The sequence below is a fragment of the Niveispirillum sp. FG156 genome, assembly GCF_057809555.1.
Window position 1 is genome coordinate 46,374 of record NZ_JBMDKE010000010.1, and the last position, 20,504, is coordinate 66,877.

Here is a 20,504-nt window from a genome sequence, read left to right on the forward strand (position 1 = left end):
ATCAGGTGACGCCGACAAAACAGGTGGCTAGAATGCCGCCGCCATGGATACCAAGCTGATCGACCCGTCCGGCTTTGCCGGCGCCGCCCCCGTTGCCTACCGCACGCCGCCCCATAATGAGGAGGCGGAGCAGACGGTGCTGGGCGCCATCCTTGTGAACAACAAGGCCTTTGAAAAGGTTGGCGAATTCCTGCGGCCTGAGCATTTCTTCGACCCGGCCAACCAGAAGATCTATCAGGCCGTCCTGAAGATGATCGACCGGGGTCAGGTGGCGAACCCGATCACCCTGAAAGCCTATTTCGAGCAGGACCGCGACCTGTCGGAAATTGGCGGGCCGGAATATCTGGCACGCCTGGCTGCCGCCATCGTCACCGTCCATAATCTGGAGGATTACGGGCGGATTATCCACGACGCCTATCTGCGCCGGCAGTTGATCGAAGTCGGCGAGGATATGGTCAATCAGGCTTACAAGCACGATATCGACATCGTGGCCAACGACCAGATCGAGGATGCAGAAAAGAAGCTGTTCGAGCTGGCAGCCACCGGCGACATCAAGGGCGATTTCATCCCCTTTGACCGGGCGCTGACCGCCGCCATCGCCAGCGCCGAGGCCGCCTTCCGCCGCTCCAGCCATGTCACAGGCGTCACCTCCGGCCTGCGCGATCTGGACGCCAAGTTGGGCGGCCTGCATCCCTCCGATCTGTTGATCCTTGCCGGACGCCCCTCAATGGGTAAGACGGCGCTGGCCACCAATATCGCCTTCAATGCCGCCAAGGCCTATATGCTGTCGGGCGGCAAGGAAGGGGCGCCGGTCGGTTTCTTCTCGCTGGAAATGTCGGCGGAACAGCTGGCGCTGCGTATCCTGGCCGATCAGGCGGAGGTGTCGGGCGACAAGATCCGCCGTGGCGAGATCACGGCCACCGATTTCCCGAAATTCGTGGAGGCCAGCCAGTATCTGGCGCGCGTGCCCTTCTTCGTGGACGACACGCCGGCCCTGACCATCACCGCCGTGCGCACCCGCGCCCGCCGGCTGAAGCGCACCCATGGGCTTGGCCTTGTGGTGGTCGACTATTTGCAGCTGCTGCGCGGCGGCGGGTCGAACCGGGGCGAGCAGAACCGTGTGCAGGAAATCTCAGAGATCACGCGCGGCCTGAAGGCCATCGCCAAGGAACTGCACCTGCCCGTCATCGCCCTGTCGCAGCTGTCGCGTTCGGTGGAAAACCGGGAAGATAAACGCCCGCAGCTGTCGGATTTGCGTGAATCCGGCTCCATCGAGCAGGATTCCGACGTCGTCATGTTCGTGTTCCGTGAGCAATATTATCTGGAACGTGCGGAGCCGGGCCGTCGCCCCGACGAGTCGGAAGACAAGTACAATGACCGTTACGCACAATGGCAGGACCGGCTGGCCCAGGTTCATAACACCGCCGATGTGATCATCGGCAAACAGCGCCATGGTCCCGTCGGCACCGTGCGCCTGTATTTCGACGGCAATTACACCCGCTTCGGTGATCTCGACACGCAGCATGGCGGCGGATCGTATGACGAGTGATCTGACGGGGCTGTTGAACAGCCCCGAGGCGGCCCGCGTTGGTGCCGTGCTGGTCATTGATCTGGCCGCCCTGGTCGCCAATTGGCGTTCCATGGCGGCCCGGGCACCGGGGGCGGAATGCGCTGCCGTGGTGAAGGCCAATGGCTATGGCCTGGGCGATGTCGCCGTCGCGTCGGCCCTGTGGCAGGCGGGCGCCCGCAGCTTCTTCGTCGCTGATATCGAGGCAGGGGTGCGGGTAAAGACCGCCCTGCCCCAATCCCGCACCCTGGTCCTGCATGGCGTGCCCGCCGGTACGGAGGCAGAGCTGTCGGCGCGCGGTCTGGTGCCGGTGCTCAGCAGCCTGTGCGAGATTGAACGGTGGGGCGCCCATGCCCGCAAGTTGGGGCGCAAACTGCCCGCCTTTATTCATATCGATACCGGAATGAACCGTTTAGGCCTGCCACCCGCTGAATTGGATCGGTTATGCAATGATCCAGCCGGACTGCTGGATGGCATCGATTTGCAGGCCTGGATGAGCCATCTGGCCTGTGCCGATGATCCGTCCAATCCCTTCACGGCGGAACAGTTGCGGCAGGTGCGGGCGGCGTTGGCCCGGCTGCCAAAGGCGTCGGTCAGCCTGTCGAACTCTGCCGGTATCTTCCACGGGGCCGATTATCATTTCGATCTGGTGCGACCCGGTATTGGGCTTTACGGCCCCAACCCCGCCCCTTGGGCACCCAATCCGATGCGGCCCGTCATCCGGCTGCTGGCCCGTATCCTGCAAATTCGCGATGTCGCCCCACCCGACACGGTCGGGTATGACGCGACCCACCGCGTGGCGATGCCGGGCAAAGTGGCGGCGCTCGGCATGGGTTATGCCGATGGCTATCCCTGGTCGCTGGCCGGCAAGGGTGTTGCCATGGTGGCAGGCCATGCCGCCCCCCTGATCGGGCGGGTGTCGATGGACCTGCTGACCGCCGATGTCACGGGGGTGCCCGACGGGCTGGTGCAGGTCGGTGGCTGGGCAGAGATTATCGGCCCGCACCGCGATGTCGATCAGGTCGCCAAAGAGGCCGGCACCATCGGGTATGAGGTGCTGACGCGATTGGGATCGCGGTATCACCGGCTTTATCTGAACGACCCGGAATTGGCGTAGGTCAGGTTGAGGCGTAAGCCGAACCCTGACAGAAAAGGCTTTCAAACCAATGCTGTCAGGGCTCGCCTGCGGCTCGACCTGACCTACGCCTGAACACGTTATGCCGTGATCGACACGAACGATTCCGTGGTCTGGATGGCGATGGTCAGCGTTTCGGTATAGGTGTTGGTGTAGGTGACATCCATCACTGTCCCGGCGCTGGTGCTGGCGGCGTCCGCCGCCCCGCCGGGATCGATGGTTTCCAGGGTGCCGTTCAGCCGTTCCAGGGTTTCGCCCGCCGCCGCCAGATCATCGCGCGACGCCTTCAGACTTTCCTCGAACTTCTGCTTCTCCTCCTCGCTCATCCACAGGGTATTGCCCTTGTTGGCTTCTGCCTGGGTCAGCAGGGTGCGGGCGCGACCCGCAAAATCACGGACCTCCTGCACATAGGCGCGGGCATAGGAGACGGGAACGCCACCGGCGGTCATGCCGGGCTGCGCCTCCGCCGGCTTGGCGGGATCGGGTTCACCCCGGGCGATGGCGGCGGCGCGTTCGGCGGGGTCGACATTGCGTCCCTCCACCAGGCCCTTAGCCTCTTCGGCCAGTTTACGGGTCATGCCGGTGGCTTCGCGCGCGATCTGCGCCAGCTTGCGGGCATCACCGCGCGCGGCGGCCTGACGCGCCTCCTGCTCCAGCTCGCCCATGCGGCGCTTGGATTGGGTCAGTTTCTCATTGGCGGCCTTGCGGTCGATCTCCGACCGGGCCTGATCCATGTATTTGCCCAGTTCTTCAACGCGCGCAGCGCTTTTGGCGGCTTCCTCGAACCCGCCGCCGGTAACGCCGATTTCCATCAGGCGCTTATAGATGTCTTGCTGCGACCGGCCCTGATATTGCGGGTCGTTGGTCTTTTGGAATCGTTCCTCGACCGCCTTATCGACATGGCGGTCGATAGCCGTCTTCATCGCCATGGAATTCGTGGCGCTGAAGAGCGGACTCGCGTTTAGCGAGATCATGGGCTCCCCCAAAGGCGATCATTTTGATCCACCCAAAGGGTAAGACACTCGCGTGATACGGGCAAGTCGATAAAATTGTATCTTTAGTGGTAGGCGCCAGAACGGAAACCGCCCGGCAGATTGCTCTACCGGGCGGCATCAGCATAACTAAGCTTATGAAAAACTTAGTTCTTGGACTTGTCCACCAGCTTGTTGGCGGAGATCCAGGGCATCATGGCGCGCAGCTTGGCACCCACTTCCTCGATCGGATGCTCGGCCTCGATGCGGCGGGTGGCCTTGAAGGACGGGGTGCCGGCCTTGTTCTCCAGCATCCAGTCGCGGACGAAGCGGCCCGACTGAATGTCGGTCAGAACGCGCTTCATCTCGGCCTTGGTCTCGTCCGTCACGATGCGCGGACCGGTGACATAGTCACCATATTCGGCCGTGTTGGAGATGGAGTAGCGCATGTTGGCGATGCCGCCTTCGTAGATCAGGTCCACGATCAGCTTCACTTCGTGCAGGCACTCGAAATAGGCCATTTCCGGGGCGTAACCAGCCTCGGTCAGGGTCTCGAAGCCGGCCTGGATCAGCTTGGTCAGGCCGCCGCACAGGACAGCCTGCTCACCGAACAGGTCGGTTTCGCACTCTTCCTTGAAGGTCGTCTCGATGATGCCCGAACGGCCACCGCCAACGGCGGAAGCATAGGACAGGGCGACGTCGAAGGCGTTGCCCGAGGCGTTCTGATGAACGGCGACCAGGCAGGGAACGCCGCCGCCCTTCTTATATTCACCGCGCACCGTGTGGCCGGGGCCCTTCGGGGCGATCATGAACACGTCCGTATCCGGGCGCGGCTCGATCAGGCGGAAATGCACGTTCAGGCCGTGGGCGAACGCGATGGCGGAACCCTGCTTCAGGTTCGGGCCGATCTCGTTATTGTACAGGTCGGCCTGATGCTCGTCCGGCGTCAGGATCATGATCACGTCGGCGGTGGCAGCAGCCTCCGCCGGGGTGACGCACTTGAAGCCGGCGGCTTCGGCCTTGGCGCGGGTCGGCGAATTGGCCTTCAGCGCGATGATCACGTCGGTTACGCCGCTGTCGCGCAGATTCTGGGCGTGGGCGTGGCCCTGGCTGCCATAGCCGACGATGGCCACCTTCTTGCCCTTGATCAGGTTGACGTCGGCGTCGCGATCGTAATAGACGCGCATGGGAATGTTCCTTCGTTCTGCTCTGCTGTGGTCAGGTCCGGCCCCCGGTGCGGGATGCCGGCATTGGGGTAAACTTGAACTGATCTTACAGGGTCGAGGTGCCACGCGACAGGGCAGCGGCCCCGGTGCGGCTGATATCAACCTCGCCCAACTGCTGCATCAGATCGATGAAGCGGTTCAGGTCATCGGCAGTGCCGGTGATTTCGAAGACGAAACTATTGATGGTGGCGTCAACGACGCGGGCCTTGAACACATCACCGATGCGCAGGCTCTCCACCCGCTTCTCGCCATTGGCCACGACCTTGACCAGGGCCATCTCCCGCTCAATGAACGGGCCTTCCAGGGTCAGATCCTTGACCTTGTGCACAGGGACCAGGCGATCCAGCTGCACCTTGATCTGTTCGATGATCATGGGCGTGCCAGAGGTGACGATTGTGATGCGGGACAGGCTGTCACCTGCATCGATCTCCGCAACGGTCAGGCTTTCGATATTGTAACCACGGCCGGAAAACAGGCCGATGACGCGCGCCAGCACGCCCGGCTCGTTATCGACGAGCACGGAGATGGTGTGGCGGCGGATGCTGGTATCTTGGGTCACGGGGCGAGGCTCCGGGAAATCTGGTCTTTATCGGGCGAAGGGGCTGGGACGGCTGGCTTACACCAGCACCATCCCCTCCTCCGGCGTGGCTTCGGAAACCTTGTCCGCAGGACCCAGCAGCATTTCATTATGCGCCTTGCCACCGGGGATCATGGGGAAGCAGTTTTCCTTCTGGTCCACGCACATATCGACGATGACGGCGCGCGGCGTAGCGATCATCTCGGCGATGACGTCGTCCACTTCCGACACCTTGGTGGCGCGCAGGCCCACGCCGCCGAAGGCGTCCGCCAGCTTAACGAAGTCGGGCAGAGCCTCCGAATAGCTTTCGGAATAGCGGGAGCCATGCAGCAATTCCTGCCACTGCCGGACCATGCCCATCCACTGATTGTTCAGGATGAAGACCTTGACCGGCAGACGGTATTGCAGGGCCGTCGACATTTCCTGGATGTTCATCTGGATCGACGCCTCACCGGCGACATCGATGCAGAGCGCGCCAGGATTGGCGATCTGCGCACCGATGGCGGCGGGCAGGCCATAGCCCATGGTACCCAGCCCGCCCGAGGTCAGCCAACGGTTCGGCTTGTTGAAGGGCAGGAACTGTGCGGCCCACATCTGATGCTGGCCCACTTCCGTGCTGATGAACACATCGTCGCGGCCCTGAACAGCGGCACGCAGACGCTCCAGCGCATATTGCGGCTTGATGACCTTGTCGGTCTTCTCGTATTTCAGGCAATCCTTGGACCGCCAGACGGTGATCTGGTCCCACCAGGATTTCAGCGCGGCCTGATCGGCGCGCTTGTTGCGGGCCTTCCAGATGCGGATCATGTCTTCCAGGACATAGGCCGCGTCGCCGACGATGGGCAGATCGACGCGAACATTCTTGTTGATGTTCGACGGGTCGATATCGATATGGATCTTCTTCGAATTCGGGCTGAATTCGCTGACCTTGCCGGTGACGCGGTCATCGAAACGGGCGCCGACGCAGACCATCAGGTCACAGCCATGCATGGCCAGATTGGCCTCGTAGGTGCCGTGCATGCCCAGCATGCCCAGCCACTGCTGATCATGCGCCGGATAGGCGCCCAGACCCATCAGGGTGGTGGTGCAGGGATAGCCCGTCATGCGCACCAGTTGCGTCAGCAACTGGCTGGCCACCGGGCCGGCATTGATGACGCCGCCACCAACATAGAAGATGGGACGCTTGGCATTGGCCAGCAGCTCCACCGCCTCCTCGACCTTGTTCAGGTCGGGCTTCACCTGTGGGCGGTAGCTCTTGGGCTGGCTTTCGCCCGGCGTGCGATAGGTGCCGTCGGCGAACTGCACATCCTTGGGGATGTCGATGACGACGGGGCCGGGACGGCCATTCTTGGCCACATAGAACGCTTCATGCAGCGTGCGGGCCAGATTGTTGACGTCCTTGACCAGATAATTGTGCTTGGTCGCGGGCCGCGTGATGCCGGTCGTGTCGCATTCCTGGAACGCGTCATTGCCGATCAGGTGCGTCGGCACCTGTCCCGTCAGGCAGACGATCGGAATGCTGTCCATCAGCGCATCGACCAAGCCGGTGACGGCATTGGTGGCGCCGGGGCCGGACGTGACCAGAACGACACCGACCTTGCCTGACGAACGGGCATAGCCCTCTGCGGCATGAACGGCGGCCTGTTCGTGGCGGACCAGGATGTGCTTGATCTGGTTCTGCTTGAACAAAGCGTCATAGATGGGTAGTACCGCCCCGCCCGGATAGCCGAAGATCGTATCTACACCTTGGTCCCGAAGGGCCTTGATGACGATTTCCGCACCGGAGAGGATGGTTCCCGAAGACATGGCAGACGCTTTCAAACAGTTCCAACAGGGTTGAAAAACGCCGCATCTCGCAGGGGCGAAAGGCGACGTGGCGGCACCCTAGACGGAACCGGAAAGGTGGTCAACCCATTTTGGCAATGATCTTAGTCATGCCTGTCATGATCCGGTCATAAAATTTCGTGAACGCTGTGTCAGATGCAAGTTCCGTCGAATCCAACCGCACTGCGGCAGGCATCTGATTACGAAACCATGTCAATTGCCGCTTGGCATAATTGCGGGTCAGTTGCTGGGCCTTTTCGGTCGCGGCATCCCGGTCCATCGCACCGGACAGCATGGCGGCGATCTCCGGCACGCCCAGAGCCTTCATGGCCGGCAGGGCCGGATCGAGGCCCTGGGCCATAAGGGCAGCTACCTCTTCCTCCGCCCCCTGTTCCAGCATGATCAGGAACCGCTGGTCACATTGCGCGTAAAGCCGCGGTCGCGGCGGCTCCACGACCAATGTGGTGAAGGACAGGTGTGTGGGCACATCGGTGGGGGGTGCTGCCTGCCAGTCGCTAATCGACCGGCCTGTAGCCTGGATCACCTCCCAGGCGCGGATCAGGCGCTGGCTGTCGGTCGGGTGCAGGCGGGCAGCGGTCACCGGGTCCAACGCCGCCAGCCGGGCATGCAGTTCGGGGCTGCCGATTTCCGCCTGCAGATCCATAGCAGCCTGACGCACGTCCGCCGGGATATCGGGGATATCGGACAGGCCGTACATCAGGGAGCGTAGATAAAGGCCGGTGCCGCCGACCACGATGGGCAGCGCCCCTGCCCCGTGCGCCCGGTCAATCTCCGCCAGCGCCAGTTCGCGCCAACGCGCCGCGCTCATCCGCACTGATGCGGGGACGATGCCATATAATATATGTGGGGCTTGCGCCTCATCCGCCTCTGACGGGCGGGCCGTGACCACGCGCAGGTCGGCATAGACCTGCATGCTGTCGCCATTGATCACCACCCCGCCGGCCCGTTTGGCGAGCGCCAACGCGAGCCCGGACTTGCCCGAGGCGGTGGGGCCGCCGATGACAAGGACGGGGCGGGGATCGGCGGGGGTCACTGGTGTCATCGGAAACCGGGTCTGTCGCATGCGCTTCGCTTATGCGACCTACGAACAGGCCGCCCATCGTAGGTCGCATAAGCGAAGCGCATGCGACAGGCAATTCTTTGTTGCCCCGCATTTGACAAGCCCCCGCCCCCCGTCCAGGCCCCATTGCGCTCCCGCCCGGCAGCGGCGATAAGGGCGACAATCGACCACCCCATCTGGACGGGATATAAGATGCTGCGCCAAGTCTTGACCCTGATCGCCGATCCGGCTGCCTTCACGCTGGATGATGCCGTCGCCAAGCTGGCCCGTGCCGCCCTGGCCGATCTGGGGGCGCAGACGGCGCCGGCGGACTGGCTGGTGCCGGGTATTGCCTGCGATATCGGCTTTGACGGGCTGAATGACGATCAGGCGCAGGCCGCCGTGGCCAAGGCGCTGGCCGGTAAGCCGGTGGACATCGTAGCGCAGGGTGTGGAAGGCCGGCGCAAGTCGGTTCTGGTGGCCGATATGGAATCGACCATCATCCAGCAGGAGATGCTGGATGAGTTGGGCGATCTGGTCGGCGCGCGCGAGCGTATCGCTGCCATCACCCACCGCGCCATGAATGGCGAGATCGACTTCAAGGGCGCGCTGCGGGAGCGCGTGGCGCTGCTGGCGGGACTGGACGCCGGGGTGCTGACCCAGATGATCGGGCGCATCACCTATATGCCGGGGGCATCCACCCTGATCGCCACCTTGAAGAAGCATGGCGTCTATTGCGCCCTGGTGTCGGGCGGGTTCAAGACCTTCACGGCCCATGTGCGCGGACAGTTGGGCTTTGACGAGGATCAGGCCAATGACCTGATTGTCGCGGATGGCAAGCTGGCCGGGACGGTGTTCGAACCGATCCTGGACAAGGATGCCAAGCATCAGGCCCTGATCCGCATCACGTCCGCCCACCGCGTGCCGGTGGCCGCCAGCATCACCGTGGGTGACGGGGCCAATGATTTGCCCATGCTGATGGCCGCCGGGATGGGTGTCGCCTATCACGCCAAGCCCAGCGTGGCGGCCCAGGCCCGCGCCCGCATCGACCATGGCGACCTGACGGCCCTTCTCTATATTCAGGGATACAGGGCTGAAGAAATCGTGGTGGCGTAAGGCCGCCACCAGCGGCAGCATAGGCACATCCACGGTGATGGAGTGCCCTGCCCATGCCCGACTTCCCCATCGAAACATTGCTGCTGTTTATGGCCGCGGCCCTGGCGCTGAACCTGACGCCCGGCCCCGACATGCTGTTCTGCCTGGGCAGTGGGGCGCATCGGGGGCCAAAGGCCGGGGTTGCGGCGTCGCTGGGTGTGGCCGTTGGGGCCATGGTGCATACGGCGGCGGCGGCCTTCGGGCTGGCGGGGCTGCTGATGGCCTCACCCCTGCTGTTTGAAATCGTGCGCTGGACGGGGGCGGCCTATCTGGTCTGGCTGGCCTGGAACACCTTCCGCGCGGCCCCGCCGGTGGCCGATGGGACGAAGGTGACGCAGAAGGATATCAGCCGCATCTTCCTGCGCGGGGCCGTCACCAACATGCTGAACCCCAAGGTCGCCATCTTCTTCCTGGCCTTCCTGCCGCAATTCATCGACCCCGCGCGCGGCAGCGTCGTGGTGCAGGCCCTGGTCCTGGGCACGCTGATGAATATCTCCGGCACCATCGTGAATGCCGCCGTGGGTGCGGGTGCCGGTGGCCTGGGCCGGCATCTGGCCCGCAACCCAATGGCGGCGAAGGTGTTGAACTACCTGTCCGGTACCGTGTTCCTGGGCCTGGCCGTCCGTCTGGGTTTCATGAGCCGGGTATAATCACGGGATGGCCAGGATGCCCGCCATACCGGCGCGGATGGCGGCGCGGTCCTGCTCATCCTTGTTCTGGGACAGCTTGGCCTTGGCTTCCAGCCGGTCCACATGCAGCACGATGCCGACGATGCCACGCAGCATGGCGGCGATGTAATCATCCGGCGCGTCACCAACCTGCCATGCCCGTTCCCGCCCCGCCTCATGCCGATTGGTCAGACGGGTGACGATGTCCAGCAGGCCAGCCGCATCCTCCACCACCTGCAGCAGCCCATGGGCATGAACGCTGACATAGTTCCAGGTCGGCACCACCTTGCCTGTCTTCTGCTTTTCCGCATACCAGGCGGGGGTGACATAGCCGTCCCCACCCTGGAAAATGGCCAGTGACGGTACGGCGGGGTCAAACCGCTTCCAATGTGGGTTGGCGCGGGCGACATGGCCGATCAGGCAGAGGCCATCACCGGAGCGGTCCAGCAACAGGGGCAGCGGGGTGGACAGCAATCCACCCTCCCCCAGGCTGACCAGCGTGGCGAAAGACAGGGTTTCGATGAGGACGAGGGCGTCGCTCTCTTCCATCTTGAAATGCGTTGGCGTGTACATCGGGCATATCCAGGGTTCTGCCCTTTCTTCCTGACGCAAGTGCGGTGCCTGCGCATTCATTGTCTTGTCATAAGGACAAGGTTGCATCCGCGCCGTCGCGCCCGCAGCATTCGCCAGTTTGAATGAAGGGAGATCAGGATGCCCGGTTTCGGGGAGGCGTTGCGGTTCTGGTTGTGGCTGGGCTGTGTCAGTTTCGGTGGGCCGGCGGGGCAGATCGCCCTGATGCAGCAGGAGCTGGTGGATAAGCGGCGCTGGATCGACAGCACGCGGTTCCTGCACGGGCTGAACTTCGCCATGCTGCTGCCGGGGCCGGAGGCGCAGCAGCTGGCCACCTATGTCGGCTGGCGCCTGCATGGGGTGTGGGGCGGGCTGGTGGCCGGCGGCCTGTTCGTGCTGCCAGGCGCGCTGGTGCTGCTGGCCCTGTCCTGGCTGGCCGCGGAACATGGGGATCTGGCCTGGGTGGCGGCCCTGTTCGACGGGGTCAAACCGGTGGTCATCGCCATCATCGCGGCATCCGTCTGGCGCCTAGGCCGGCGGACCCTGAAAGGGCCGGCGCCGCTGCTGCTGGCATTTGTTGCCTTTCTGGGACTGTATCTGGGCCATGTGCCGTTTCCGGTGGTGATCGCGGCGGCAGCGCTGATCGGCTATGTCGCGGTCAGGGCGGGACGTCCGCCTTTCGCACCGGCGGGCCATGGGGTGGGCGATGATTTCGTCCCCGATGATCGGCCAGTAGATCGGAGTGCGAAGCGTCTTCTACGTATGGCTGTCCTTTTTGCCCTGCTGCTGCTGGTGCCGCTGGCCGGCACGGTACTGCTGCTGGGGCGCAGCCCCTGGGCCGACATTGCCGACCTGTTCACGACGGCGGCCTTTGTCACCTTTGGCGGTGCCTATGCGGTGCTGCCCTTCATCGCCGAGCGCGCGGTGGAGAATTACCAGTGGCTGACGCCCACCGACATGGTGAACGGACTGGCGCTGGCCGAAAGCACGCCGGGGCCGCTGATCCTGGTCACCCAGTATGTCGGCTTCTTTGCGGGCTGGAACCATCCGGGCAGCCTGTCGCCGCTGGCGGCGGGGATCACGGGGGCCGCCCTGACCACCTATGTCACCTTCCTGCCCTGCTTCTTCTTCATCTTCGCCGGCGCGCCCTATGTGGAGGCGCTGATCCATAACCGGGCCGCGGCGGGGGCCCTGGCCGCCATCACGGCGGCGGTGGTCGGCGTGATCTTGAACCTGGGCGTGGTTCTGGGCGAGGCAGTGCTGCTGCCCCGCGGGTCTGTCGATTGGATCGCCGTGGCGGTCGCTGCCATCGCCCTTGCCGCCATGCTGCGCTTTAAGCTGGCGGTGCATTGGCAGGTGCTGGCCGGGGCGGGGTTCGGGCTGCTGCGGATGGCGCTGGGGTAAGGAGCAATGAAAAAGGCGCCCTGTGGGGCGCCTTTTCCGTGAAGATTGTCAGTCTTCGGTATCCTCGTCGTCCTCGTCCTTCAACTCCGGACCGACATCCACATCAATCGGCACGCCGGGGGCGTATTTGGACTGGCGGATGGCCAGGGCCGATTTCACGTGGCTGACATTGGGTGCCGCCGTCAGCTTGGTGGTCAGGAAGCGCTGATAGCTGTCCCAGTCGACGGCGACAACCTTCAGCAGGAAGTCCGTCTCACCGGCCAGCATGTTGCATTCCCGAACCTCCGGCCAGGAATTGACCAGCGATTCGAAACGCTTCAGATCGCTTTCCGCCTGGGACGACAGGCCGACCTGTGCGAAAACCGTGACATGGAAGCCCATGGATTCCGGATTGATGTCGGCATGGTAGCCCCGGATATAGCCCGCCTCTTCCAGCGCGCGCACGCGCCGCAGACAGGGGGGAGCCGAAATACCGGCACGCCGGGCCAATTCAACATTGGTCATCCGACCGTCCGCCTGCAAGTCGCGCAGGATGCGCCGATCAATTCGGTCGAGTTTGACCCGCCGCATGGTGATTTTTTAACTCCAGGAGTTCTTGATTTGAGCAAGGATATTACACGGGACGGCCCAACCTGCAAGGGCGACCCGATTTGCGACACAAAATTTCCTGGGGACAAGTCTTCGCATACGTATGCAGACAACAAAATCCCTACTTGCTGGGTCGTGTCTGATGGGCGGGCGGGAATCGAGAACCCCTGTCTGGGGCTGGCGGAGGCGCTGGGCCTGTCACCGACCGTAAAACGCGTGAAACTGCGCAGCCCCTGGCGGCAAACGACACCCTATCTGCCCCTGCCCGGTATTGGCCTGGCGTTGGACCCTTCATCCGACCGGCTGGGCCCGCCCTGGCCCGATCTGTTGATCAGTTCGGGGCGGCAGGCGGTGGCCCTGTCGATGGCGGTGGGGCGACGGTCACCCCGGACGGTGCGCGTGCATATCCAGAATCCGGGCGTGCCGTTCAACCGCTTCGATCTGGTGTCCCTGCCCCGCCATGATGGCAAGAGTGGTGCCAACCTTGTGGAAAGTGCGGGGGCCATCCACCGCGTGACGGCAGAGAAGCTGTCAGCGGCAGCCCTGGAATGGGCGCATCTAGCCGAAGGCCGGGGCCGACCCCTGGTCAGTGTGATGATCGGCGGTTCCAACCGCTTCTGCCAACTGACACCCGCCATGATGACGGGCGTGGCGGAGCAGCTGGCCACCCTGGTGCGGGACCAGGGCGTGGGCATGCTGATCACCACATCGCGACGCACGGGCGCGGAGAATGAAGCGATTCTGAAGCAGGCGCTGTCGGGCCTGCCGGTATTCCTGTGGGACGGAACAGGCCCCAACCCCTATTTCGGGATGCTGGCCCTGGCCGATGCGTTGATCGTCACCTCTGACAGTGTGGCGATGGTGTCGGAGGCAGCCAGCACGGGCAAGCCCGTGCATGTCATCGACCTGCCCGGCAACGCGCCGAAATTCACCCGATTCCATGACGCAATGCGGGCGGAGGGAATCACGCGTCCTTTCCAGGGACGTCTGGAAAGCTGGACCTATCAGCCGCTGGACGATACCGCCCGGCTGGCCGCACGCGTGCGGGATGTGATGGCATCGCGATGAGGTGGATATGGGCCAGAAAAGCCAAAGGGCCGGCCCCTGGTGGGTGCCGGCCCTTTCGGTTTGGAACGGATGGTGGGCGCGACAGGGATTGAACCTGTGACCCCTACCATGTCAAGGTAGTGCTCTCCCGCTGAGCTACGCGCCCATCCGTCCTTGCCCCTCTGCCCTGTCGTCGTTGGCTTCGTTTCCGTCGCCGTCGTCGGCAGCGCCGTCGGGGTGGGCGTGCTTATAACCACCTGATCCGGGCATTGCAACACCCTCTTTTCAGAAAATTGTCGTTTTTTTTCGAAGGCGGCCTGTTCGGGTGGCGGGGCATCTCGCAATTCGATACATCTTTCAGCCATGAGCAGCGCCAACACATCCCCGGGCACCATAAAGCCGACCGGTCGTCCCCTGGACACGGGACACGGGGGCAATGTGTTCCGCGTGCTGCGTCCGGCGCAGGTGCAGCACCCCATCGTCCTAGCTTCCCCCCATAGCGGGCGCGATTATCCGGAAAGCTTCGTGGCGCATTCGCGGCTGGACGGAATGGCATTGCGCCGGTCGGAGGATTGCTTCGTCGACGAGATTTTCGCTCCCGCCGTTGATCTGGGCGTGCCACTGCTGCTGGCTTTGTTCCCGCGCGCCTATCTGGACCCCAATCGCGAACCGTTCGAATTCGATCCGACCATGTTCGAAGGGGCACTGCCCTCCTATGTCAACAGCCGCAGCCCGCGTGTGGCGGCGGGACTGGGCACCATCCCGCGTGTGGTGGCCAGCGGGGAGGAGATTTATGCCAGGCGCCTGCGATTCGCCGAGGCCGTGGATCGGGTCGACCGCTGCTACTACCCTTATCACGCCGCCCTGCGCGGCCTGATCGATCAGACGCGGGCAGCCTTTGGCTATTGCATTCTGGTGGACTGCCATTCCATGCCCTCCATCGGTCTGCCGCCGGAGGCTGCGGCCAGCGGGTCGTTGGACATGGTGCTGGGCGATTGCTTCGGCAGCGCCTGCCATGCCACCGTGACGGGTGCGGCGGAAGATGTGCTGACCGATCTGGGCTATGTCGTGGGCCGCAACGCACCCTATGCCGGTGGATACACCACCCGCCATTATGGCCGGCCCGGTGATGGCGTGCATGCACTGCAGATTGAACTGAACCGCTCCCTCTATATGGATGAGGTCGCCTTGGCACGCCGTTCCTATCTTCCCACCCTGGCGGCCCATATGTGCCAGCTGGTGATCCAGCTTGCGGCCGTCTCCGCCGACAAGCTGCGCCCGCGCACGCGCTGAGTTTGGAGAGGCAGACAGGGATGAACATCCGTACCGGCACAGCCGCCGACGCCGCCGCCATCGCCGCCATCTATGCCCCGCATGTCAGTGAAGGGACGGCCAGTTACGAAAGCGTGCCACCCGATGCCGGCGAGATGGCCATGCGCATGGCCGCCATTCAGGCCCAAGGCTTCCCCTATCTGGTGGCGGAGCGGCCTGGACAGATCCTGGGCTATGCCTATGGCAGTCCGTTCAGGTCACGGCCCGGTTATCGCTTCACGGTAGAGAATTCAATTTATGTGGCACCGGAGGCGCAGGGAGCCGGGGTGGGCCGCGCCCTGCTGAAATCCCTGATCGACCAGTGCACCCGCGCCGGATATCGCCGCATGGTGGCCGTCATCGGCGATGGCAGCAACGAGGGTTCGGTTGGGCTGCACCGGGCATTGGGCTTTGAACTGGCCGGAACTATTCCCGGCTTGGGCGTGAAGCACGGGCGCTGGCTGGACTGGGTCATGATGGTCCGGCCACTCGGAGACCCACAGGCGCCGCCACCGGGCCCCAATGAACATCCAGGCCTGCCACCGGCCCTGTGACAAACCGGATTTCCATTCCGGATTTCCATTCTGACCAAAAGGATAGGTTGGCGATGGCGGTCACGCGGCCCTATGCCTGATAGGTTGTTCGGGGGCGAGGACCGGCGCGATGGCACCGGGCACGAAGGGGAACCTGTCCGGCATGGGTAAGGAACGTACGTGGATACGTTGGGTTCTGGCGGCGCTCGCCGTGCTGCTGACCGCCGGCCTGTGGTTCCAATTCCGGACCCCTGTGCCGCAGCAGCATCTCAGCATCGCGGAAAGCCGGCAGATGATGTCGGCCCTGATCTTCGTGGCCCAGGCCGAAGGCTATTTCGCCGATGAGGGGCTGACGGTGCAAATGGTTCCCGTCGCCAATGGCAAAGCGGCGATGGAAACGCTGCTGGACGGCAAGGCGGATCTGGCCCTGTCGTCCGATGTGCCGGCCTCCAACGCCATGATCGCCAGTCGGCCCATCCGCATCATCTCTACGGTTCAGACCTCGGACCGCGATGTGGTGGTGGCCTCGCCCATGGGCAGCGGGCTGAACCGGCCGGAGGCACTGGCCGGCAAGCGCATCGGATATTCGCCCGACACCAACTCCCAATATTTTCTGGATCTCTTGCTGCTGCAGGCCGGGGTGCGCGATCAGGTGACGCTGGTTCCCTTTGAAAGCGGAGAGATCATGGCGGCCATGGCGCGCGGAGAGATCGATGCCGCCTCCGTCTGGACCACGGTCCGCGTCGTCGCCGCCCCCTTGTTTCCACAAGGTATGGAAATCCTGACGGCGCCCGGCCTTTATACCGGCAGTTGGGTATTGTCGGCACGTGGAGATGTGGTGGACGCAAAGCATGATGCGCTTGTGCGTTTCGTGCGCGCCTTGCTGGCTGCGGAATGGTCGATCCTGCGCGACCGGGAAAAGGCCATCCCCGTGGTCGCCGCCGCCACCGGCATTGACGAAGCCCTGGTCCGGCGACATTGGGAAAACTATGGTTTCACCCTGAGGCTGGATCAGGCATTACTGCTGTCCATCGAAGGCCATGTCCACCGTGCTGGCGGCAATCCGGGACCGGAAATGCTGGGATATCTGCAAAGCGACATTCTGCGGGCTGTAGATCCGACGCGGGTCACGGTTCTGGACTGACAGAATGAGCATCCGGCGGCGGATCACCACGACCCTGGTCTTCGCAGCGCTGGCCGTCAGCGTTTCCACAGCGTCGGCCATCTGGTCCTGGAAATGGATGGGCATCTACACGGCACGGGTGACCGAGGCGCAGACCGTGGTGCGCAGCGTGTTCGAATTGAGCCTGCTGGTCCATGATTTCGGGGACAAGGGCAGCGAGCGCGCCCTGTTCCAGTGGCAGCGCCAGCACGAACGGCTGACCGGTGAACTGGCGCGCATGCTGGTCGAACTGACCGATCCGGCTGATCAGGCATTGCTGCGCCGCCTTTCCGCCGACAATGCCCTGATGCCCGACGGGATGACCCGGCTGGCGCAGGCACGTCTCACCCCCGACGCGGCCCGCATCGCGCAGGATACGCTCCAACTGCGATACAATGTGATGGCGTCGGACGCGGACCGTCTGGCGGCGCAGGCCAATGAGCGGGTCTATGCGCGCGGACGGTTGCTGTTGGTGTTGCAGGTGCTGCCGCTGCTGCTGCTGGCCATGACTGTCGCCGCCGCCATGGCGGCCAGCCAGCGCGTGATCAGGGGCCTGAACCGCATCGCGGACGGTATGGCCACGATCGGCCAGGGCCGGTTCGATCACCGCCTGGAGGTGACGGGCAAGGACGAGTTTGCGGTGCTGTCATCGGGCGTCAACCACATGGCCGAACAGCTTCAGACCCTTTACGCCGATATTGCGGGCAAGGTGGAGGCGCTGTCCGTCGCCAAGGTGCAGGCCGAAGCGGCGGAGCGTGCCAAAAGTGCCTTCCTGGCCAATATGAGCCATGAAATCCGCACACCCCTTAACGCCATCATCGGCTTTGCCGATCTGCTGCGTGATGAACAGGCGCCGGTGGCGGAGCGCGAGAAATGGCTGTCCTTGCAGATGGAGGCCTCACGCGCCCTGGTCGCCATCGTTGACGACATCCTGGACCTGTCGAAGATCGAGGCGGGCCGGCTTGAGCTGGAGATGGGGGCGCTTGATCCTGCGGCACTGGCCGAAAGCTGTGTCGCCCTGCTCACACCGCGCGCCGCCGACAAGGGCCTATCGATCCGGACGGAGATTTCCGACGATCTGCCGCAATGGGTGCTGGGTGATGCAGCACGGCTGCGGCAAGTGCTGCTGAACCTTCTGTCCAATGCCGTGAAATTCACCGCGAACGGCCAGGTCGTCATGTCGGTGACGCGGACCGGTGTGCAGATGCGGTTCACGGTGACCGATACCGGCATGGGTATTCCAGCCGACCGCCTGAAGCATCTGTTCATGCCCTTTACACAGCTGGACGCGTCGGTTACCCGCCGGTTCGGCGGAACCGGCCTGGGCCTTGCCATCACCCGGCGTCTGGTGGAAGCGATGCAGGGCCAGATCACGGTGGAAAGCCAGCCCGGCGCCGGCAGCCGGTTCGAGGTCACCCTGCCCCTGGCCATCGCCATGCCCCCACCGCCGGAGCCGGGCCCAGCCGCCGCCCTGGCGGCCCTGCCCTCCTACCGGCCCTTGTCGATCCTGCTGGTCGAAGATGTCTTCGCCAACCAGATGCTGGTCCGCACCATCCTGGAGAAGGCGGGACACAAGGTCACGGTGGTGGAGAACGGGGCGGAGGCGGTGCGAAGCGTGGCGCAGGCAGGAAACGTCTACGATCTGGTCCTGATGGATGTGCAGATGCCGATCATGGACGGGATGGAGGCCACGCGGCGCATTCGGCAGGCGGGCCACACCTTACCCATCCTGGCCCTGACCGCCAATGTCCTGCGGGAAGAGCGGGAGGCCTGCCTGGAGGCCGGGATGAACGGCCATATCGCCAAGCCCGTCACCCCGCAGGCCCTCAATCAGGCCATCGCCGATATTGCGGGCTTCCGCCTGACGGAGATGGAGCGGGCACCTGTACCGCCCACCCACGCGACGCAGGAGGATACAGAGCCGGCGTTGGATCGGTCGATCCTGGATAATCTGTTGCTGGTCGTGGGCGACGATATCGGGGTGCAGCTGCTGAACGATGCGCTGACATCCTTTCAGGCGCGGGTGGACACGATCATGGCGGCAGGTGATGACCTGCACCGGATTGAACGGGAAGCCCATTCCCTGGTTTCAGCGGCGGGCAATCTGGGTTTCATGCCGCTGTCACGGCATTGCCGGGCCCTGATGATCGCCGCTGATGCCGGCGAAAGGGCGGAGGTCGCGCGCCTGACCGCCCCGCTGCCCGGCCTGTGCCACGCGGTAATTGTGCAGGGAAAGCGGGTGGTGGAACAGTTAGCCGCAGGTTAAGCCGACGCCTGCCCCCCACTATCGCCGGAAATCGGCCAGCGACCGCCGGGCCGCATGTTCCGGCACCTCGACCCAATCGCCGATCAGGTCGCCGGACAGGAAATTGATCCCCGCATCCTCACAAAGCCGTTCCATGGCCAGACTGTCGATGCCTTCAACCGAGGTCGATAGCCGGTTCTTGGCGGCCACCGCACCAAAGCGCAGCAATTCAGCGCGGGCCCGTTCCGCCGACAGACCCGGCGGCAGAAGCACGGATGCCACCCGCGCACCGGCGGCCACAAGGGTGGGGAGATCGTTGCTGAACGGGTCCACCACCACCATGGTGGTGCGGCCATAGGGACGTAGCGTTCCCACCATCTCTGCCAGACGCCCCGTGGGCACACCCGGCGGCACGCCATAAAGATGGTAGGTCATGAAGGCGCGCATATGGGCCGGGATGGCCTGCAAGGTCGCCACCATTTCCCGCCGCCGGCCCAGCACGGCCAGACTTTCGAAATGCACCGGGACCGACAGGAAAAAGCGGAAGCGGTTCTCATACAGTTCCAGTGCGGTTGCAACCGCCTCCCGGATCAGATGCAGATCCATGGCCAGGATCTGCTGCGGATCTTCCGGGTCCTCCAGGCAATCATAGGCCCAGAGCGGGCTGCGGCCCGGCCGGGTGCGGCAGGTGCGGGCGATAAAGACGGAGACGACCTGCCGCTGCACATCCCAGACGGGGCGATAGCGGACCTCCAGCGGCCCCGGCTTCTCCACCATACCGGGACGATCCCCCACGTTGCGGTCGAAGGCGGCATTGCCGATCGCATCGGCCCTCGCCAGACTTGCCGCCGCATCATCCAGCATCTCCTTGAGGCTGGCCGGTACCAGCATGATGTCCGACCCGATCTCATGCACGGCGGTGCGAACCGTGATGGAGGCGGTATCCGCCTCCCCCAGCAGCAGAACCTGCAGCTCCTCCACCACCTTGGCGCAGATCAGGCGGGCCTGCTCGGGTCCCAGCTTTGCGAAGACCACGACATAGGCTTCCGCCCCGTGGCGGAACCAGGTGTCCTGGGGCGCCATATACTGGTCCAGCAGGCGGGAGGTAAGAAGATGCACCCGGTCAGCCACCGGTTCCCAGCGGCCACCCAGCCGGTCGCGCAGGCTTTCCAGCCCCATCAGATGGATGCTGCCCGTCTGCGTCGGGTCACGCCGGGCAAATATCCGGCGCAGGGCGGCGGCGGCATTATCATCTGCCAGCGGCGGCGCGTTGCCATCCATTTGTTTACAAGAGGAAACCGCGCGCACGGGCCTGTCGGTGCGGGATGTGGCGCGCGTTGCGCCTTCGCCGCGAATAGAATCCCACATCCTCCCAACCAGCCTGAGCATGGGAAGCCGCCTTTCCGTGTATGAGGATGTACTGATCCTACACGCGGCTGGTTGCCATGGGGAAACGCAAAG

At 63.9% G+C, this 20,504-nt stretch carries 18 protein-coding genes and 1 tRNA gene; 10 read left to right on the plus strand and 9 right to left on the minus strand.

Annotated features, from left to right (window positions below; genetic code table 11):
* Positions 1-43 precede the first annotated feature (43 nt).
* Both ACODSP_RS08145 and alr read left to right on the plus strand, forming a co-directional pair.
* Positions 44-1,549: a replicative DNA helicase gene (locus ACODSP_RS08145; protein ID WP_488965115.1), complete on the plus strand. Its 1,506-nt coding sequence runs from the start codon at positions 44-46 to the stop codon at positions 1,547-1,549.
* Positions 1,539-2,684: an alanine racemase gene (alr, locus tag ACODSP_RS08150; protein WP_488965116.1), complete on the plus strand. Its 1,146-nt coding sequence runs from the start codon at positions 1,539-1,541 to the stop codon at positions 2,682-2,684. The genes ACODSP_RS08145 and alr overlap by 11 nt, the downstream gene beginning before the upstream one ends.
* 98 nt (positions 2,685-2,782) lie before the next feature.
* Here the strand turns inward: alr and ACODSP_RS08155 are convergent, their stop codons facing one another.
* The 5 genes from ACODSP_RS08155 to miaA form a co-directional block, all read right to left on the minus strand.
* Complete coding sequence (locus tag ACODSP_RS08155; protein ID WP_488965117.1) at positions 2,783-3,625, minus strand: hypothetical protein; 843 nt, start codon at positions 3,623-3,625, stop codon at positions 2,783-2,785.
* A 215-nt stretch (positions 3,626-3,840) separates the two neighbouring features.
* Entirely contained in the window at positions 3,841-4,860 is a 1,020-nt protein-coding gene (gene ilvC, locus ACODSP_RS08160; RefSeq protein WP_488965118.1) for a ketol-acid reductoisomerase, read from the minus strand.
* An 85-nt stretch (positions 4,861-4,945) separates the two neighbouring features.
* Positions 4,946-5,458 (minus strand): acetolactate synthase small subunit, encoded by a 513-nt coding sequence (gene ilvN / locus ACODSP_RS08165; protein ID WP_488965119.1) that lies wholly within the window; start codon positions 5,456-5,458, stop codon positions 4,946-4,948.
* Positions 5,459-5,515: 57 nt separating this feature from the next.
* Positions 5,516-7,282, minus strand: a complete 1,767-nt coding sequence (locus tag ACODSP_RS08170; RefSeq protein WP_488965120.1) for an acetolactate synthase 3 large subunit — start codon at positions 7,280-7,282, stop codon at positions 5,516-5,518.
* 100 nt (positions 7,283-7,382) lie between these two features.
* A complete protein-coding gene (gene miaA, locus ACODSP_RS08175) occupies positions 7,383-8,363 on the minus strand; it encodes a tRNA (adenosine(37)-N6)-dimethylallyltransferase MiaA (protein WP_488965121.1) in 981 nt (326 codons plus the stop codon).
* Positions 8,364-8,576: 213 nt separating this feature from the next.
* Here miaA and serB point away from each other — a divergent pair, with 213 nt between their 5' ends.
* On the plus strand, positions 8,577-9,476 hold the full coding sequence (gene serB, locus ACODSP_RS08180) for a phosphoserine phosphatase SerB (protein ID WP_488965209.1): 900 nt from the start codon (positions 8,577-8,579) through the stop codon (positions 9,474-9,476).
* Between the two features lie 53 nt (positions 9,477-9,529).
* Positions 9,530-10,165, plus strand: a complete 636-nt coding sequence (locus ACODSP_RS08185) for a LysE family translocator (protein WP_488965122.1) — start codon at positions 9,530-9,532, stop codon at positions 10,163-10,165.
* Here the strand turns inward: ACODSP_RS08185 and ACODSP_RS08190 are convergent, their stop codons facing one another.
* On the minus strand, positions 10,166-10,756 hold the full coding sequence (locus ACODSP_RS08190) for an FMN-binding negative transcriptional regulator (protein ID WP_488965123.1): 591 nt from the start codon (positions 10,754-10,756) through the stop codon (positions 10,166-10,168). It abuts the gene before it with no gap.
* Between the two features lie 138 nt (positions 10,757-10,894).
* Here ACODSP_RS08190 and chrA point away from each other — a divergent pair, with 138 nt between their 5' ends.
* Positions 10,895-12,157, plus strand: coding sequence for a chromate efflux transporter (chrA, locus tag ACODSP_RS08195; protein ID WP_488965124.1), 1,263 nt, complete (start codon positions 10,895-10,897; stop codon positions 12,155-12,157).
* Positions 12,158-12,205: 48 nt separating this feature from the next.
* Here chrA and ACODSP_RS08200 read toward each other — a convergent pair whose 3' ends face one another.
* Positions 12,206-12,727 carry an Lrp/AsnC family transcriptional regulator gene (locus tag ACODSP_RS08200; RefSeq protein ID WP_488965125.1) on the minus strand — a complete coding sequence of 174 codons (522 nt, stop codon included), beginning with the start codon at positions 12,725-12,727 and terminating at the stop codon, positions 12,206-12,208.
* Between the two features lie 153 nt (positions 12,728-12,880).
* Between ACODSP_RS08200 and ACODSP_RS08205 the strand changes: the two genes are divergently transcribed.
* A complete protein-coding gene (locus ACODSP_RS08205) occupies positions 12,881-13,813 on the plus strand; it encodes a mitochondrial fission ELM1 family protein (protein ID WP_488965126.1) in 933 nt (310 codons plus the stop codon).
* A 70-nt stretch (positions 13,814-13,883) separates the two neighbouring features.
* Here ACODSP_RS08205 and ACODSP_RS08210 read toward each other — a convergent pair.
* A tRNA-Val gene (locus ACODSP_RS08210) sits at positions 13,884-13,958 on the minus strand.
* Between the two features lie 197 nt (positions 13,959-14,155).
* Here ACODSP_RS08210 and ACODSP_RS08215 point away from each other — a divergent pair.
* From ACODSP_RS08215 to ACODSP_RS08230, 4 genes are all read left to right on the plus strand, one after another.
* The gene (locus tag ACODSP_RS08215; RefSeq protein WP_488965127.1) at positions 14,156-15,085 is read left to right on the plus strand and encodes an N-formylglutamate amidohydrolase; all 930 of its coding nucleotides are present in this window, start codon (positions 14,156-14,158) and stop codon (positions 15,083-15,085) included.
* A 20-nt stretch (positions 15,086-15,105) separates the two neighbouring features.
* A complete protein-coding gene (locus ACODSP_RS08220; protein ID WP_488965128.1) occupies positions 15,106-15,657 on the plus strand; it encodes a GNAT family N-acetyltransferase in 552 nt (183 codons plus the stop codon).
* 109 nt (positions 15,658-15,766) lie between these two features.
* Complete coding sequence (locus ACODSP_RS08225) at positions 15,767-16,780, plus strand: ABC transporter substrate-binding protein (protein ID WP_488965129.1); 1,014 nt, start codon at positions 15,767-15,769, stop codon at positions 16,778-16,780.
* Between the two features lie 4 nt (positions 16,781-16,784).
* Entirely contained in the window at positions 16,785-19,064 is a 2,280-nt protein-coding gene (locus ACODSP_RS08230; RefSeq protein WP_488965130.1) for an ATP-binding protein, read from the plus strand.
* 18 nt (positions 19,065-19,082) lie between these two features.
* Here the strand turns inward: ACODSP_RS08230 and ACODSP_RS08235 are convergent, their stop codons facing one another.
* Complete coding sequence (locus ACODSP_RS08235; RefSeq protein WP_488965131.1) at positions 19,083-20,324, minus strand: hypothetical protein; 1,242 nt, start codon at positions 20,322-20,324, stop codon at positions 19,083-19,085.
* Positions 20,325-20,504: the final 180 nt, after the last annotated feature.